Consider the following 16,666-nt stretch of genomic DNA (forward strand, 5'->3'; position numbering starts at 1 on the left):
ACGACGCTGCCCGGCGACGCCGGCCCCCTCAGGAGGAACGATGACCGACGCCCCGACCCGGACCTGGAACGACCTGGTCATCCCGGCACCCGGCACGTACGACCTCGACGAGGGGCACAAGCGCATCGGCTTCCAGGCGATGCACATGATGGTCAGCCCCGTGCGCGGGGAGTTCAGCCGGGGCACCGCGCGCATCCACGTCGCCGAGGACCCGCTGGCGTCGTCCGTCGGCGCGATCATCGACACGACGTCGATCACGACCCACAACGAGGACCGCGACACGCACCTGCGCAGCGCCGACTTCCTGGACGTGGAGAACCACCCGACCATGGAGTTCCGCTCCACCGGGATCGAGTGGCGTGCCGAGCCGGACCCGATCTTCTCCTGGGCGGCCCTCAAGGGACGCTCCCCCGGCCGCAGCGCCCAGGTCGGCCCGGCCGCCGACCGCACCAGCGCGAAGTTCCTCCTGCACGGCGAGCTGACGATCCGCGGGATCACCCACCCGATCACGCTCGACGCGGAGTTCGGCGGCGCCGGTGCGGACCCGTTCGGCAACAACATCTTCGGGTTCAGCGCGACCGCGGACTTCGAGCGCGAGAAGTACGGGCTGCTGTGGAACGTGGCGCTGGAGACCGGCGGCGTGCTCGTGGCCAAGACGGTCCGGATCGAGCTGGCCGGCGAGGCGGTGCGCAAGACCTCGTGAGCGTCCCGGACCGGCTACAGCAGCGTGCGGCCCACGACGAACACCAGCATCCCGGTGATCGTCACCGGCGCAGCAGCGGCCGCCACGCCGGCCCGCCACCGCTGCAGCGCCGGCTGGCGCTCGAACAGCAGCCGCAGCGCCGCCGAGACCAGACCGGCCACCAGCCCGACCACGAGCCCGTGGACCGGCTCCACCTCGCGCAGCGCCGACGCGGTGCCGGCACCGGCCGCCCCGCCCAGCGCGACGGCGAGCAGCGACCCGATCCAGCCGCCGGCGACGGGCAGGGCCGCCACCGCCGACGCGACGGCCAGCCCGACGGCGCTGGTCACGACCAGCCCTGCGCCGGCGTCCGTGCCGGCGGTGGCCAGCCAGCCGGCGGCCGCGACGGAGACGACGACGCCGGCGGTCATCCCGCTGACGGACTCGACCAGGCGCGGACGCCCGCCGCTGCGGAGCATCTGCGCCACGAACGCCAGCACCAGCGACAGCGCGATGACGGCGGGCAGGTTGCGCAGCACGGGCTCGCCCTCGGTGAACCACGTGACGGCGAGGCCGCCGAGCCCCGCCAGCAGCACCACGGTCGACGTCGCGCCGTCGGCCGGCAGCCGCAGCAGCGGCGCCCAGCCGACCGCCAGCAGCACGACGAGGAGCGCGGACGCGCCGACCGTCCACCAGGGCCCCAGGTAGGCCGCGGCCGCCACGAGCGTGGCGAGCACGGCCGTCGTCACGGCACGGGAGGTCACGGTCACGACGACGAGTCTCCCATGCCAAGACGTTGTGACCTGCGGGGCGCGGCAGGGTACCTTGACGTCAACCCGTCTCGGGAGGAGTGCACGTGGCCGAACTGTTGATCCTGACGCCGGCGACCGGCGGTTCGGTCGAGGTCCTGCCCGCGCTGGGCCTGCTCTCGCACAAGGTGCGCGTGCTGCCCATGGAGCCCTCGGCACTCGTGGACGCCCCCGACTCGGACGTCGTGCTGCTGGACGCCCGCCGCGACCTCGTCGCCGCGCGGACCACCTGCCGTCTGCTGCACGCCACGGGTCTGACGGTGCCGCTGGTGCTCATCCTCACCGAGGGCGGCCTGACCGTCGTCAACCACGAGTGGGGCGCCGACGACCTGCTGCTCGAGTCCGCCTCCCCCGCGGAGGTCGAGGCACGGCTGCGGCTCGTCGTCGAGCGGTCCGCGCACGGCCCGACCGAGGACTCGCCCCAGGAGATCTCCGCCGGCGAGCTGGCCATCGACGCCGGCGGGTACACGGCACGCCTGCGCGGCCGTCCGATCGACCTGACCTACAAGGAGTTCGAGCTCCTCAAGTACCTCGTGCAGCACCCGGGCCGGGTCTTCACCCGGGCTCAGCTCCTGCAGGAGGTCTGGGGCTACGACTACTACGGCGGCACCCGGACGGTCGACGTCCACGTCCGGCGGCTGCGCGCCAAGCTCGGTCCCGAGCACGAGCAGCTCATCGGCACGGTGCGCAACGTCGGCTACCGGTTCGACCCGCCGAAGGAGCCCCGCGAGGAACCCGCCGCGTCCACGGCCGGCGAGTCCTCCGGCGGCGGGACGGACCGCGACACCCCCGGCTCGCCGCAGGTGTCCTCGGGCGGCTGACCCGGTAGGTTGCGGCCGTGACCGCCATGTCCGACGCCGCCGACTACTCCAGCGCCCTGGTCGACGGGCCGTGGCGGCACGAGTTCGTCGCCGCCAACGGCTCCCGCTTCCACGTCGCCTCCGCCGGCCCGCGGCCCACCCGCGGCGACCGTGCACCGCTCGTGGTGCTGCTGCACGGCTTCCCGCAGTTCTGGTGGGCCTGGCGCCACCAGATCCCCGACCTGGCCGACGCCGGCGTCCAGGTCGCCGCGCTCGACCTGCGCGGCGTGGCCGCCTCCGACAAGCCGCCCTCGGGACGCGACGTCCCGACGCGCACCCGGGACGTCGCCGGCGTGATCCGCTCCCTCGGCCACGACCGGGCCGTCGTCGTCGGCGCGGGCACCGGCGGCGCGCTCGCCTGGGCGATGGCCGCGCTCCAGCCGGGGGTGACCGCGGGCGTGGCGGCGCTCGGAGCACCGCACCCGGCGCGGCTGCACGTGCCCGGCCGGGGCATCCTCACCCCGGCCGCCCGACGGCTGTTCGCCGCTGCCCAGCTGCCCGGCGTGCTCGAACGGCGGCTGCAGGACGGCGACGGCGTGCCCAGCCTGCTCGACGCGGGGTCCGACCGGCCGCTCGAGTCCGAGGCCGTCGCCCGCTACCGCGAGGTGCTGCGCATCCCCTTCGCGGCCCACAGCGCCGTCGACACGCTGCGCTGGCTGTCCCGGACGTCGGCGCACCCGGCGGGCCGGCGGTACCTGGCCGCGCTCCGGCGCAGGATCGACGTGCCCGTGCTGCAGCTGCACGGGGCGGCCGACGGGTTCCTCCGGCGCGAGACAGCCGACCTGGACGGCGCCGCCGTGGCGCGCGACTTCCGGTTCGAGGTCGTCGACGACGCGGGGCACTTCCTGGCCGAGGAAGCGCCCGAGGCCGTGACGGGTCTGCTGCTCGACTGGCTGGCCGACCAGCAGCGCTGACCGTCAGCCGCGCGGGCCGGGGCGCAGCAGCTTCGCCGCCGCCACCGGGTCGGTCTCGCCGACTCCGTTCGACGGGCACCAGCGCGCCACCGGGCACGCGCCGCAGGCCGGCCGCCGCGCGTGGCAGACCCGGCGACCGTGCCAGACGAGGTGGTGGCTGAGCATCACCCAGTCCTTGCGCTCGAAGAGCTCGCCGACGGCGTGCTCGACCTTGACCGGGTCCTCCTCCCGGGTGAAACCCAGTCGCCGCGCGAGCCGTCCGAAGTGCGTGTCCACGGTGATGCCGGGGATGCCGAAGGCGTTGCCGAGCACGACGTTCGCCGTCTTGCGGCCGACGCCCGGCAGCGCGACCAGGTCCGTCAGCCGACGCGGCACCTCGCCGTCGTGCCGCTCCACCAGCGCCTGCGCCAGGCCGACGGCCGAGCGCGTCTTGGCCCGGAAGAACCCGAGCGGCCGCAGGATCTCCTCCACCTCCGCCGGGTCGGCCGCGGCGAGCGCAGCGGCATCCGGGTAGCGGGCGAACAGGGTCGGCGTCGTGGCGTTGACCCGCACGTCGGTGGTCTGCGCCGAGAGCACGGTCGCCACGAGCAGCTCGAAGGGCGTGGTGAAGTCCAGCTCGGCCCGCGCGTCGGGGTAGGTCTCGGCCAGGACGCGGTCGATGCGCCGCGCCCGCCGGACGAGGGCCAGACGGGACTCCCCGGTGGGGGTAGGCTGCTGCGACGTCTCGACCATGCGGGCAGCGTATCCCCAGCCTCCGACGGTGGAACGGGAGCCGAGTCGCGGAACGCGCGGACACTGCCGATCGTTCACCCGGACGTCACTCCGACACGGCGCGGCCAGCACGGCGCGTCCAGGCACGATGCCCTGGTGTGAGGCAGACTGAGACCTGGAACACATTTTGTCAGACACGCGCCTCGCCCCGACCGGGCAGAGGCCCGAGAACGTGAGGATTGCTGTGGACGACACCGTCGTGCTCTCCGCCCCCCTGTTCGCCGACATGGACAGCGAGGAGTCGAAGGCGCTCTTCGAGTCGATGATCCCCGTCGAGCTGGGCCGCGGGGACGTCCTGTTCCGCGAGGGCGAACCGGGCGACCGGCTGTACGTGATCGCGCAGGGCAAGATCAAGCTGGGGCGCCGCTCCAGCGACGGTCGGGAGAACCTGCTGTCGATCCTCGGCCCGGGCGAGATGTTCGGCGAGCTGTCCCTCTTCGACCCGGGCCCCCGCACGGCCACGGCCTCGTCCGTCTCGGACGCGCTGTGCTACGAGCTGCGTCACCAGGCCCTCGTGCAGTGGGTCGCCGCGCACCCGAACGTCGCCACGACGCTGCTCGGCGCGCTCGCCCGGCGCCTGCGCCGCACCAACGAGACGCTGGCCGACCTCGTGTTCTCCGACGTCCCCGGCCGCGTCGCCAAGGCCCTGCTCGACCTCTCCCAGCGCTTCGGCGAGCCGAACGACGAGGGCGTCCGCGTCGCGCACGATCTGACCCAGGAGGAGCTCGCCCAGCTCGTCGGCGCCTCGCGCGAGACGGTCAACAAGGCGCTGGCGGACTTCGCCACGCGCGGCTGGGTGCGGCGCGAGGGCCGCGCGGTCGTGCTCCTCGACATGGACCGGCTGGAGCGCCGCGCGCGCTGAGTCCTGGTCGTCCGCGGGGACGGCAGAAACCCTCGGCACGCTCGCGTTCACGGGCGCTGCGCGCCCTCCACTTCGGGGTGGATGACGGCGTCCGGGGGTCTGTCGTCTCCACCTGCTGTGCAGTCCGCGGCGAGCGCGGCGCCCGGTGAGCACACACGGGTGGGTGGTGGGGCGTCCCGTCGCGCGGCCGTCAGGCCCGAAGTGGAGGGCGCGCAGCGCCCGTGAACGCGGCCGCGCGACGGGACGCCTCACCGCCCGCCTCAGCAGCGGGACGCGTCACCGCCCGCCCCAGCAGCGGGACGCGTCACCGCCCGCGTCAGGAGCCTGGGCTCAGTCGGTGAGCTCGGCGATCAGCTCGACCTCGACCGGCGCGTCCAGCGGCAGCACCGCGACGCCGACGGCGGAGCGGGCGTGGGTGCCCGCGTCGCCGAAGATCCGGCCCAGGAGCTCGCTGGCGCCGTTGAGAACGGCGGGCTGTCCCGTGAAGGACGGGTCGCTGGCCACGAAGCCGGTGACCTTGACGATGCGGACCCCGTCGAGCGTGCCCGTGACGCTGCGCACCGCGGCCAGCGCGTTCAGGGCGCAGGTCGCGGCCAGGTCGGCAGCCGTCGCGGGGTCGACGAGCCCGTCCTCGGTGCCGACCTTGCCGACGGTCGCGAGGGTGCCGTCCACGAAGGGCAGCTGGCCCGCCGTGTAGACGTACTGCCCCGAGCGCACCGCCGGCTGGTAGGCGGCGACGGGCGCGGCGACGTCGGGCAGGGCGAGGCCCAGCTCGGCCAGGCGGTCGTCGATGCTCACGCCGGCCTCACTCACCCGACGGGCGCTTGAGGTAGGCGACGAGGTTCGCGCTGTCGGGACCCGGCACGACCTGGACCAGCTCCCAGCCGTCCGCGCCCCACTGATCGAGGATCGCCTTGGTGTTGTGGATCAACAGGGGGATGGTCGCGTACTCCCACGTGGTAGCCATGCGGCCGATCGTAGCCCGAGCATGTTTCCCGTGAACGTCGGCACGACCCCGCGACCACGACTCCACAGGACCTGCACACGCGCCCCGAGTCCCCGGCGCGACAGCGAGGACCGACCCTCTAGGCTGGGAACATGGCGGCTCCTGACTCTCGCGACTCCCGTCGCATCACGCGCACGATCCCGGCCACGCAGATGGTCGCGCTGCTGCTCGCCTTCCTCCTGGCGGCAGGGACCGGCGGCGTGCTGGCGGCGGGCTTCGTGATCCCGGCGGTCGCAGGCGTCAACGCGATGGCCGACAGCACCGTCGAGATCTACGACGACGTGCCGGCCGAGCTCGAGCCGAGGCCGCTGTCCCAGCAGTCCCGGATCTACGCCTCCAACGGCAAGCTGCTGGCGACGTTCTACTACCAGAACCGCATCGTCAAGCCGCTCGACGAGATCTCCGAGCACATGCAGAACGCCGTGATCGCCATCGAGGACGAGCGCTTCTACGAGCACAACGGCGTCGACGCGCAGGGCATCACGCGCGCCGTGGTGAACAACCTCACCAGCGAGGACACGCAGGGCGCCTCGACCCTCACCCAGCAGTACGTCAAGAACATGCTCATCGAGTCGGCGCAGCAGGACGGCGACCAGTTCGCCGTCATCGACGCCCACGAGTCGACGATCGACCGCAAGCTCCGTGAGGCGAAGATGGCCATCGCCCTCGAGGAGCGCATGTCCAAGGACGAGATCCTGCAGGGCTACCTGAACATCGCGCAGTTCGCCGCCGCGAGCGTCTACGGCGTCGAGTCGGCCGCCCGCTACTACTTCGACACGACGGCCTCCGACCTGAACGTGGTGCAGGCGGCGACGATCGCCGGGATCACCAAGGCGCCCGGGCTGTTCGACCCGACGCGCAACCCGGAGCTGGCCCAGGAGCGCCGCGACCTGGTCATCAAGAACATGTACTCCCTCGGGTACATCTCGCTGGACCAGCGCGACAACGCGCTCGACCGGCCCATCGAGGAGACGCTGAACGTCACGCCGTCCCCGGCCGGCTGCCAGACGGCCAACAACTCGGCCTTCTTCTGCGACTACGTCATCAAGGAGCTGCTGCTCGACGAGGCCTTCGGGGAGACGCGGGCCGACCGTCAGGAGCTGCTCTACCGCGGCGGTCTGGACATCCACACCACGCTGGACATGAAGAAGCAGCGGGCGGCGTTCAAGACGATCAAGCAGGCCGTGCCGGCGGGCGACGAGAGCAACCTCGAGGCGTCCATCGTCACCGTCGAGCCGGGGACCGGCAAGATCCTCACGATGGCGCAGAACGTGCCCTACACGGGGACGCGGGCCGCCGGGAACGCGAGCCGCGACACGACGGTCAACTACAACGCCGACTACGTGCACGGCGCCTCGGGCGGCTTCCAGCCCGGGTCGAACTTCAAGCCCGTGGTGCTCTCCCAGTGGCTGAAGGAGGGGCACACGCTGCTCGAGCAGGTGACGGCCACGAAGGTGGAGCGCCCCGTGAACACGTTCAACGCCCCCTGCCGGCCGATCACGAGCTCCGAGACTTGGGCGCCGGCCAACGCCGAGGGCGTCCTCAGCGGAACGATCCCGGTGCTGGAGGCCACCTACCTGTCGGTCAACACCGCCTACGCGTCGATGGGTCACGAGCTCAACCTCTGCGGGCTGCGCGACACGGCGTGGCAGATGGGCTACCGACCGACCAGCACCTCGTTCGGGGACAACCGTGGGCCGCTGAGCCAGCCGGCCACCAAGAGCGACATCGACATCTTCGCGCCGATGATCGTCGGCACCCAGGAGACGTCCCCGATGAACCTGGCCGCGATGTACGCGACCTTCGCCTCGGGCGGCACCTACTGCACGCCCGTCGCGATCACCGGGGTGACCGGTCCGCGGGGCGAGGAGTACGAGGTCCCTCAGGCCGACTGCGACAAGAACGCGCTGCCGAGCGACATCGCCAACACGGTGGTGTACGCGATGGAGAACGTGTTCACGCGTGGCACCGCCTATCGTCTCGGCGGTCTCGCCGATGGTCGGCCCGTCGCCGGCAAGACCGGAACCTCGCAGCTGTCGACGCAGACGTGGTTCACCGGGTTCACGCCGCAGCTGTCCACCTCCGTGTGGGTCGGCACGGTGGAGAACGCGACCGAGGACCACACGAACGGCATGTTCGTCAACGGCGACTGGTTCGACCCGCTGTACGGCTCCTCCGTCGCGGCACCGGCCTGGAAGACCTACATGGACCAGGCCATCGAGGGCATGCCCGTGGAGGACTTCGGCCCGCCGGACCAGTCCATGATCGGGACTCCCCCGGCCCCGCCGGCTCCGCCGTCGTCGTCCAGCGACGACTCGGACGACGACAGTTCGTCGTCCGACCCCGGCAACAGCGGTGACTCCGGCGGGTCCTCCGACGGCGGCGACTCCTCCGGTGGCGGGGACAACCCCGGCAACGGCGGCGGCAACGGTAACGGCAACGGCCAGGACGGCGACGGGGGCGACGACTGAACCCCCGCGCCCTGGTCGGCGGCCTCGCCGCCCTGAGCGTCGCCGGGCTGGCCTACGCGCACCTCGAGACCAAGCTCTTCGCGCTGCGCCGTGTGTCGGTCCCGGTGCTCGCCCCGGGCGAGCGCGACCTCCGGGTCCTGCACGTCTCCGACCTGCACCTGACGCCCGGCCAGCACCGCAAGATCGAGTGGGTGCGGTCCCTGGCCGCCCTGGAGCCCGACCTCGTGATCGACACCGGGGACAACCTGGCGCACCACGACGCCGTCGACCCGCTGCTGCACGCCCTGGAGCCGCTGCTCGACCGGCCCGGTGCCTTCGTCCTCGGGTCCAACGACTACTACTCCCCCACGTTCAAGAACCCGGCGCGCTACCTGCTCCCGGACGCGCGGGGGCCGGTGCGGCACACCCCTGACCTGCCGTGGGAGCGGATGGTCACGGCGATGCGCGAGGCCGGCTGGGCCGACCTCACCAACCGCCGGGACGCCGTCGACGTCCAGGGGCGACGCGTCGCCCTGACCGGTGTGGACGACCCGCACCTCGACCGGGACGTCTTCCCGGAGACGACGGCCGGGACGGACGACGAGCCGGCCACGCTGCGACTGGGCGTCGCGCATGCCCCGTACCGGCGCGTGCTGGACCAGATGCACGCCGACGACGCCGACGCGATCATCGCCGGGCACACCCACGGCGGCCAGCTCTGCCTGCCGTTCTACGGGTCGCTGGTCACCAACTGCGACCTGGACCGTCGACGGGCCAAGGGGCTGCACGGCTGGCCCGGACCGCGGCCCGACGCACCGGGTGGCGCGGACTCGACGTGGCTGCACGTCTCGGCCGGCGCCGGGACCTCGCCGTACGCCCCGGTGCGGTTCGCGTGCCGCCCGGAAGCGACCTTGATCACGTTCACGGCACGGGGCCGGATCTGAGTTTTCGTTCCGGGGCCATCGTCGGCTATTCTGAGCAGGCTTCCGCACGAGGGATCCGGCTCGCCGGGTCGCCGTGGTGCGGGTGCAGTCCCTCGGGGTGTGGCGCAGCTTGGTAGCGCGCTTCGTTCGGGACGAAGAGGTCGCAGGTTCAAATCCTGTCACCCCGACCAGCCGAGAGGCCCTCTGACCAGCACGGTCAGGGGGCCTCTCGTCATTTCCGTGCCAGTTCCGCCCGGCACCGGCCGACGGGCGGGCCGCTGCTACGGTGTGGCCCGTGTCCGCACCGCCCCCGTCGACCTCCCGTGACCGCCTCCACGGACTCCTGCGCCTCGTCCTGGTGGTCGGCACCGGCCTCGCGGTCGCCGACGGCTTCCGCTGGGGGAACCGGCTCTACCTGTCGACGCAATTCGCCGACGTCGACCTCGCCTACGCGGCCGACCTGGCCGCGCATGCCCGGGACGCCCTGGCGCACGGCCTGGTCTGGCTCGTCGTCGCGGCCCTGGCGGCAGTCGTCGCGTGGCTCCTGCATCCGCGGTCACGGCCCGCCGCGTAGAGTGCGCTCCACACCGTCGTGGAGGATTCATGCCCGTCACCAGTGCCGATGTCGCACGCGCCGCCGGCGTGTCCCGGACCACCGTCAGCTACGTCCTCAACGACACCCCCGGCACGAACATCTCGACCGCGACGCGCGACCACGTCCTGGCCACGGCCGCCGACCTCGGGTACGCGCCGTCGGCCGCCGCCCGTGCCCTGCGCCGGGGTCAGAGCGACCTGGTCGTGTGCGTCCTGCCCGACTGGCCCACCGGCCCCGTCGTCGACACCGTCCTGGACCTGCTGACCGACAACCTCGCCCAGCGCGGGCTCTTCCTGCTGGTGCACCACCACCGCTCGACGCGACCGCTGCGCGAGCTGTGGAAGGCCGTGACACCCCGCGTCGTCGTCGGCCTCACGCACTTCCCCACCGAGGACCTGCGGGCGCTGCGTCAGGCCGGCATCGAGGTCGTGGGGGCAGGGTCCGTGGACGACGGCGGACACCCCGGCATCGACGCCGGCAACCAGCGGGGCCTCGGCGAGCTGCAGGTGGAGCACCTGGTGGCGCAGGGGTACCGACGCCTGGCCATCGCCACCACGCCGGACGATCGGCTGCGCGAGTTCGCCGAGCTGCGCACGGACGGCGTGCGCCGGGCCTGCGCGCAGGCCGGACTGCCCGAGCCGCAGCTCGCCGTCGTCGACCCCGGCGTGCCGGCGACGGAGGTCGTGCGGCGGTGGTCGCGTGACGGCGTCGACGCGGTCGCCTGCTACAACGACGAGGTCGCGCTCGCCGTGCTGGCCGGGGCGCGTGCGGAGGGCGTCGAGGTGCCCGGTCGCCTCGCGGTCGTCGGGCTCGACGACGTGCCGGCCGCCGCGCTGGCAGATCCGCCGCTGACGACGATCGCCCAGCCCAGCGCCGCGCAGGCGCAGCACCTGGCCGCGAGCGTGGAGGCCGTGCTGGACGGCAAACCCCTGCCGCCGGGACCCACGGAGCCGAGCCGAGTCGTCGTCCGCGCCTCGACTTGATCCCCGCAAGACCGCTGCGGGCATGAAATCTGCAGGTCTCCGCCGGGGAAGCCTGCAGATTTCACGCCCACAGCGTCGAGGTGGGTCACCCCGCGCCCGGCTCTCGGCGCCCGGGACACCGTCATTGCACGTCAGAGCGCGAGAACCGCTCCGTGCTCGTAGCATCGCCACCACGGGACCGACGACCAGGAGGACGACCATGGCCGACGACGCGGCGACGCCGCTCTCGCAGCGCACCGCAGGGACAGCCCGCCGACTGTGGGGGCTCGTCTATCTGCGGGCCGCCGCCTATCTCGTCGTCGGCGTCCTGCTGCTGATCAACCCCGACGAGGGGATCACCTGGCTGCGCTGGCTCGTAGGACTCGTCATCGTCGCGCAGGGCGCCCTCCTCGCGATCGAGAACCGACCGGCGAAGGAGTCGGGACCGGCGGCCCAGGAGATCACCGTCCGGTTCGTCGTCGGGCTCGCGAGCGTGGTCGCCGGACTGCTGGTGGTGCTCTGGCCCTCCATGACCGCCGACCTGCTCGTCCTCGTCGTCGGTGTCTGGGCCTGCGCGGCCGGCGTGATGGGTGTCGTCGCCGGCCTGCGCGGCCGCACCGCGCGCACCATGGCCTGGGACTGGCAGCTCGTCAACGCGGTGCTGTGGGTCGTGCTCGGCGTCGTCCTGCTCGCCCAGCCCGCCGAGGGCGCGACGACGATCGCCCTGCTGCTGTCGCTGTACCTGCTGCTCTCCGGTGCCGTGCTCCTCGTCGGCGCGCTGGCGACCAGTACCCGGCAGAAGGACCTCGACGCCGCCACCTGACGTCCCGCGGCCGGGACGTCCCGGCGCCGCACCGGCGGGCCCCGCCCGCACGTGGCAGGCTGGGCCGAGAACCGGACATCCGCCGAGGAGGACCGATGGACCCGATCGTCGTCGTCGGAGGTGGTCTCGCCGCCGCCCGCGCCACCGAGGGCCTGCGCCACGGCGGCTACGACGGCCCGCTCGTGGTGGTGGCCGGCGAGTCCGCCGTCCCCTACGAACGCCCGCCCCTGTCCAAGGAGTACCTGCGCGGCGAGGCCGAGAAGTCCGACCTGCGCCCCCTCGACGCCGACTGGTACGCCGACCAGAGCGTCGACCTGCGCACCGGCACCAGCGCCACCGGGCTCGACGTCGGCGCGCGGTCCATCACGACGGCGCCCGGCGGGTCCCAGCGGTACTCGCGGCTGATCCTGGCCACCGGCTCGCGCGTGCGGCGGCTGGACGTGCCGGGCGCCGAGCTCGACGGTGTCCACTACCTGCGCTCCGTGCGTGACGCCGACCGGCTCGCCGAGGCGCTCGACGACGACGGCCCGGTCGTGGTGGTCGGCGACGGGTGGATCGGCATGGAGGTCGCGGCGTCGGCCCGTCAGCTCGGCCGGGACGTGGCAGTCGTCGGGCGCGGCCCGCACCCGCTGGCCTCCCTCGGCGACGAGGTCGCCCGGATCTTCACCGGCGTGCACGAGGACAACGGCGTGCGCCTCCTGCACGGCCGGACGGTCATGTCCCTGCGCAGCGACGACGGCCGGGTACGCGGCGTGGAGCTCGACGACGGCACCGTGCTCGACGCCCGCACCGTCGTCGTCGGTATCGGGGTCACCCCGGAGATCGGGCTCGCCGCCGAGGCGGGCATCGACCTCGTCGACGGCTTCGGCAGCGGGATCGCCGTCGACGGCACGCTGCGCACCTCCGCACCGGACGTGTGGGCCGTCGGCGACATCGCCGCCGTCCCGTCGCGCCGGTACGACCGGCTGCTGCGCATCGAGCACTGGGCCGTCGCCGACGAGACCGGCAAGCACGCCGCCCGGTCGGTGCTGGGCTCCGGCGAGCCGTACGACGTGCTCCCCTACTTCTTCTCCGACCAGTTCGACCTCGGCATGGAGGCCAAGGGCCTGACCGAGGGCGAGGTCGTGATCAGCGGGTCCGCCGAGGACCGCGAGTGCGTCGTGTTCTGGGTCGACGGCGAGCGCGTCAACGGCGCGATGGGCGTCAACGTCTGGGACCGGATGGACGACGCCGAGGAGCTGATCCGCCGCGACGGCCCGGTCGACCGGCGCGAACTGGAACGCTTCGTCGACTGACCGTCCTGCGCCAGCAGCATCGAGCGTCTCTGTTCCTCAGGAATCGGCGCGCGATTCCTGAGGAACAGAGTCGCTCGATCGGCGACGGCCGTGGGTCAGCCGAAGGTGAAGGTGTACACCGACACCCCGGCGGGCACCTCGAGCTCCACGACGCCCTCGGTGTGCTCCTCGCCGCGCAGCACGTCGTAGAGCGTCGGGTTGCCCGCGACGTCGATCTCGCGCTCGGCCCGCACGGAGCCGTCGTCGGCCAGCACGCGAGCGGTCACGGTGCCCTCGCCACCCAGCACGGAGTACACGCCGGTGGACCGGTAGGCCAGCCGCAACGTCGCGTCGTCGGACACCGCCGTCGCGCCCTGGAAGTCGACGTCCCACCGGCCGTCGAGGGAGAAGGTGTCCTCGGGCTGCTCCGCGGGTGCGGCGAACCGCCGCTCACCGCTGCCGTAGTCGGTGGGCCCGGCGTAGTTGAACACCTTGTTGAGCGCGAGGTACGTCTCCGGCGTCGTGTCGGCGTCCGGGGTCGTGTCCTCGATGTCCGTCGGCGCGGGCAGCGCGACGTCGGGGTCGGCCTCGCGCAGCAGGTCACGGATGTGCTGCTCGGTGGTGGCGTAGTCGCCCTCGCCGAACTTCAGGTACCGCACGGTGCCGTCGGCGTCGACGAGGTACTCGGCGGGCCAGTACCGGTTCCGGTAGCCGGTCCACGTCGAGTAGGCGTTGTCCTGCGCGATCGGGTGGTCGACGCCGAGATCCTCGGCGCCGGCGATCACGTTGCGGGTCTCCCGCTCGAACGCGAACTCGGGGGTGTGCACGCCGATCACCTCGAGCCCGGCGTCCTCGTAGCGGTCGTACCAGGCGTTGACGTGCGGGAGCGCACGCTGACAGTTGATGCACGAGTACGTCCAGAAGTCGACGAGCACCACCGTCCCGCGCAGGTCCTCGAGATCCACGGGGGTGTTGTCCGGCGTGTTGAGCCACTGCGTGATGCCGGTCAGCGGCGGCGCGGTGCCGCACTCGGCCAGCTCGGTGTCCCCGCTGGTGCAGTTGGACAGCTCGCGGTTGGCGTCGGTGACGATGCCGCCGAGCTCCAGGGCGTCCTGGACGTCCTCGTTGGCGTCGATCTGCTGCTGCAGGGTGCCGGTGTAGTCCGGCAGGGCTCGCTGGAGCTGCGCGGGCAGGTTCAGCGCGAGGGCGCCGGCCAGCGCGATCATCACGACGCCGCCGCCGATGCGGATCCCGCGCTGGTGCCGCTGGAACCCGCGCACCCGCTCGGCCACCCGCCGTCCGGCCAGGGCGAAGACCAGCAGCGGGATCGCGGCGCCGACGGCGAAGCTCACGGTCAGCGCGACCGTCCCGGGTCCGATCCGCCCGGTGGCGCCGGCCACGGTGATCGCGGCCAGCACGGGCCCGGCGCACGGCACGTACAGCACGCCCAGACCGAGACCCAGGAGGAAGGCGCCGCGGTCCTGGCGCGGGGAGCGCCGCGACCCCAGGGAGGCGATGCGCTGGAAGGGCCGCTCGAGCACCCCTTCGAACCGGGGCACGATCATGCCGACGCCGATCGCGGTCAGCAGGGCAATGCCGAGCCAGCGCAGCAGGTCCTGCGGCAGCCCGAGCGCGCCGAGGATCAGCGAGCCGAGCAGCGTGAAGACGCTGAAGCTGACGACCAGGCCCGCGATCACCAGGAAGGGACGCCAGGACCGGGGCGCCCGCCGACGGCGGTGCCGGGGCTCGGCACCGCGGGCGACGACCGGCTGCGGCGAGGTGGCGCCGTCGTGCGCGGACGGCCTGCCGCCGGTGAGCGTGAGCGTGGCCGTGCCCCCGGAGGGAGCCGGCGGACTGCTGGAGACGCGGCCGGCACGGTCGACCCGGACGGCGGTCGGCGCACCGGCGAAGAGGGCCGGGTCGACGCCGGCACGCCCCGGCGTGTCTCCGGAGTCCGCGGAGGACTCACCCGTCGCGGCCCGGTCCCGCGCCCCCTCGACGCCGCCGGCGAAGAAGATGACCGGCAGCATCGGCAGGATGCACGGCGAGATGCCGGTGACCAGGCCACCGAGCAGACCGATGAGGATGAGCGTCTCCATGCCCGGGGTTCGGAGCCGAGAGCGTCCCGGACGGGTCGAGCCGCGCCGTTCAGCCCCGCACGGTCGTGGTGACGCTGGTCAGGACCGGTGCGCGGGGCGTCGAGCCGAACCCGAAGCGGACCGGCGGGTCGACGTCCGCGAGCGCCCCGAGCTCCTCCCCCTCCCAGCTGGCGTGGACCTGCGTGACGGTGTGGACGTCCGTGGCCCCGTAGGTCTCGAGCCGCCCGTTCCCGGCACTGCCCCGCGTCCGGACCCCGTCGAGCACGAGCCGGGCGACCGGGTCGGTGAGCACGGTGAACGACGGCGCGGTGGCGAGCCGCCGCGGGACCAGCCGGAGCAGTCGGCCCAGCGCGGTGCGGTGCCCGACGGCGGCACGCAGGCGCAGCGGACCGGCTTCGGCGGTGAGCCACCCGCCCGGCGCCGGGGTGCCGCCGTCGGCCGGGGTGCCGCCGTCGTGCCCGACCCGCACCGGCGTCTCGACGACGTCGTCGAACCCGTAGGTCGTGGCGACGAAGTCGGCGACGTGTCGCGGGGCCAGCAGCAGGCGGCGTCCCGCGGAGTCCTCCACCATCGCGTCGGCGAAGGCCCCGAACGGCGAGCGGTCCCACATCCCGACCACGACCCGCGTCCCGGACGCCGTCCCGACGCCGAGGATGCGCCCGTCGAATCGCCAGATGTCGCTCATCCCCCGATGATGCGGGCTCGCTCCGGGGGCCGCGAGATCACAGATCGGCAAAGTTCCGATCCGAACCCATCCGGACCCGTCCCCCGTTCCGAACCCCTGGATGACGAGCCCCGGAGACGTCGGGGCGACGAGGCAAGGAGAGAACGATGAACGCATCCACTCGCACCCGCACCGCCGCCGCCGGCTTCGCCACCCTGGCTCTGCTGGCCCTCGGCGCGTGCTCCTCCGACGACACCGGCGACGACATGTCGGGCTCGGAGGACACGATGACCGAGGAGTCCATGGAGGAGGACATGGAGTCGGAGGACGACATGGCCGAGGAGGACATGGAGTCCGAGGACGACATGACCATGGACCCGGCCGCGAACCTCGTCGGCCCCGGCTGCCAGGACTACGCCTCGCAGGTGCCGGACGGCGCCGGCTCGATCGAGGGCATGTCCACGGAGCCCGTCGCGGTGGCCGCCTCCAACAACCCGCTGCTGACCACGCTGGTCTCCGCCGTCAGCGGTGAGCTCAACCCCGACGTGAACCTCGTCGACACCCTCAACGGCGGCGAGTTCACCGTGTTCGCCCCGGTGGACGACGCCTTCGCGGCCGTCGACGCCGAGACGATCGACACGCTGTCCACCGACGCCGACCTGTTGACCTCGGTCCTGACGTACCACGTCGTCGAGGGCCAGGCGCTGCCCGAGGACATCCCCGGTGAGCACACCACCGTCCAGGGCGACACCGTCGAGGTGACCGGCGAGGGCGACGAGCTCATGGTCAACGACGCCAACGTCATCTGCGGCGGCGTCATGACGCAGAACGCCACCGTCTACCTCATCGACTCGGTCCTCATGCCGTCGATGTGATCCCACCTCCCCGGATCCCGGACGCGCAGGGGGCGATCGGGGCCTGGGGACTCCACCCGCACCGGCCCGTCTCGTCGCACGACGAGGCGGGCCGGTG

At 73.0% G+C, this 16,666-nt stretch carries 17 protein-coding genes and 1 tRNA gene; 12 read left to right on the top strand and 6 right to left on the bottom strand.

Features of this window, described 5'->3' with window-relative positions:
• The first annotated feature begins 40 nt into the window (after positions 1-40).
• Positions 41-703: a YceI family protein gene (locus tag PO879_RS13905; RefSeq protein ID WP_278235465.1), complete on the top strand. Its 663-nt coding sequence runs from the start codon at positions 41-43 to the stop codon at positions 701-703.
• A 14-nt stretch (positions 704-717) separates the two neighbouring features.
• Here the strand turns inward: PO879_RS13905 and PO879_RS13910 are convergent, their stop codons facing one another.
• On the bottom strand, positions 718-1,452 hold the full coding sequence (locus tag PO879_RS13910) for a hypothetical protein (RefSeq protein ID WP_278235466.1): 735 nt from the start codon (positions 1,450-1,452) through the stop codon (positions 718-720).
• Positions 1,453-1,538: 86 nt separating this feature from the next.
• On the opposite strand from PO879_RS13910, the gene PO879_RS13915 reads away from it, so the two are divergent.
• Positions 1,539-2,312 carry a response regulator transcription factor gene (locus PO879_RS13915; protein WP_278235467.1) on the top strand — a complete coding sequence of 258 codons (774 nt, stop codon included), beginning with the start codon at positions 1,539-1,541 and terminating at the stop codon, positions 2,310-2,312.
• Positions 2,313-2,338: 26 nt separating this feature from the next.
• Positions 2,339-3,265 (top strand): alpha/beta hydrolase, encoded by a 927-nt coding sequence (locus tag PO879_RS13920; protein ID WP_278237553.1) that lies wholly within the window; start codon positions 2,339-2,341, stop codon positions 3,263-3,265.
• 3 nt (positions 3,266-3,268) lie between these two features.
• Here PO879_RS13920 and nth read toward each other — a convergent pair whose 3' ends face one another.
• Positions 3,269-3,997, bottom strand: coding sequence for an endonuclease III (gene nth, locus PO879_RS13925; RefSeq protein WP_278235468.1), 729 nt, complete (start codon positions 3,995-3,997; stop codon positions 3,269-3,271).
• Positions 3,998-4,220: 223 nt separating this feature from the next.
• Here nth and PO879_RS13930 point away from each other — a divergent pair, with 223 nt between their 5' ends.
• Positions 4,221-4,898, top strand: a complete 678-nt coding sequence (locus tag PO879_RS13930; RefSeq protein WP_278235469.1) for a Crp/Fnr family transcriptional regulator — start codon at positions 4,221-4,223, stop codon at positions 4,896-4,898.
• Positions 4,899-5,228: 330 nt separating this feature from the next.
• Here the strand turns inward: PO879_RS13930 and PO879_RS13935 are convergent, their stop codons facing one another.
• On the bottom strand, positions 5,229-5,696 hold the full coding sequence (locus PO879_RS13935) for a RidA family protein (RefSeq protein WP_278235470.1): 468 nt from the start codon (positions 5,694-5,696) through the stop codon (positions 5,229-5,231).
• Between the two features lie 7 nt (positions 5,697-5,703).
• A complete protein-coding gene (locus tag PO879_RS13940; RefSeq protein WP_171245625.1) occupies positions 5,704-5,865 on the bottom strand; it encodes a DUF4177 domain-containing protein in 162 nt (53 codons plus the stop codon).
• Positions 5,866-5,996: 131 nt separating this feature from the next.
• On the opposite strand from PO879_RS13940, the gene PO879_RS13945 reads away from it, so the two are divergent.
• The 7 genes from PO879_RS13945 to PO879_RS13975 all read left to right on the top strand — a co-directional run bounded on the left by PO879_RS13945 (position 5,997) and on the right by PO879_RS13975 (position 12,952).
• Entirely contained in the window at positions 5,997-8,375 is a 2,379-nt protein-coding gene (locus PO879_RS13945) for a transglycosylase domain-containing protein (protein ID WP_278235471.1), read from the top strand.
• The gene (locus tag PO879_RS13950; RefSeq protein WP_278237554.1) at positions 8,372-9,298 is read left to right on the top strand and encodes a metallophosphoesterase; all 927 of its coding nucleotides are present in this window, start codon (positions 8,372-8,374) and stop codon (positions 9,296-9,298) included. Before PO879_RS13945 ends, PO879_RS13950 begins: the two co-directional genes overlap by 4 nt.
• Before the next feature lie 93 nt (positions 9,299-9,391).
• A tRNA-Pro gene (locus PO879_RS13955) sits at positions 9,392-9,468 on the top strand.
• Between the two features lie 104 nt (positions 9,469-9,572).
• Positions 9,573-9,851, top strand: coding sequence for a hypothetical protein (locus PO879_RS13960; protein ID WP_278235472.1), 279 nt, complete (start codon positions 9,573-9,575; stop codon positions 9,849-9,851).
• A gap of 29 nt (positions 9,852-9,880) precedes the next feature.
• Entirely contained in the window at positions 9,881-10,855 is a 975-nt protein-coding gene (locus PO879_RS13965) for a LacI family DNA-binding transcriptional regulator (RefSeq protein WP_278235473.1), read from the top strand.
• Positions 10,856-11,054: 199 nt separating this feature from the next.
• Positions 11,055-11,657 (top strand): DUF308 domain-containing protein, encoded by a 603-nt coding sequence (locus tag PO879_RS13970; RefSeq protein ID WP_278235474.1) that lies wholly within the window; start codon positions 11,055-11,057, stop codon positions 11,655-11,657.
• Positions 11,658-11,752: 95 nt separating this feature from the next.
• Entirely contained in the window at positions 11,753-12,952 is a 1,200-nt protein-coding gene (locus PO879_RS13975; protein ID WP_278235475.1) for an FAD/NAD(P)-binding oxidoreductase, read from the top strand.
• Between the two features lie 95 nt (positions 12,953-13,047).
• Here the strand turns inward: PO879_RS13975 and PO879_RS13980 are convergent, their stop codons facing one another.
• A complete protein-coding gene (locus tag PO879_RS13980; RefSeq protein WP_278235476.1) occupies positions 13,048-15,030 on the bottom strand; it encodes a cytochrome c biogenesis protein DipZ in 1,983 nt (660 codons plus the stop codon).
• Positions 15,031-15,079: 49 nt separating this feature from the next.
• Positions 15,080-15,715, bottom strand: coding sequence for a hypothetical protein (locus tag PO879_RS13985; protein WP_278235477.1), 636 nt, complete (start codon positions 15,713-15,715; stop codon positions 15,080-15,082).
• 146 nt (positions 15,716-15,861) lie between these two features.
• Between PO879_RS13985 and PO879_RS13990 the strand changes: the two genes are divergently transcribed.
• The gene (locus tag PO879_RS13990) at positions 15,862-16,569 is read left to right on the top strand and encodes a fasciclin domain-containing protein (RefSeq protein WP_278235478.1); all 708 of its coding nucleotides are present in this window, start codon (positions 15,862-15,864) and stop codon (positions 16,567-16,569) included.
• Positions 16,570-16,666: the final 97 nt, after the last annotated feature.

This window comes from Isoptericola sp. AK164, assembly GCF_029643425.1.
GTDB lineage: Bacteria > Actinomycetota > Actinomycetes > Actinomycetales > Cellulomonadaceae > Isoptericola > Isoptericola haloaureus.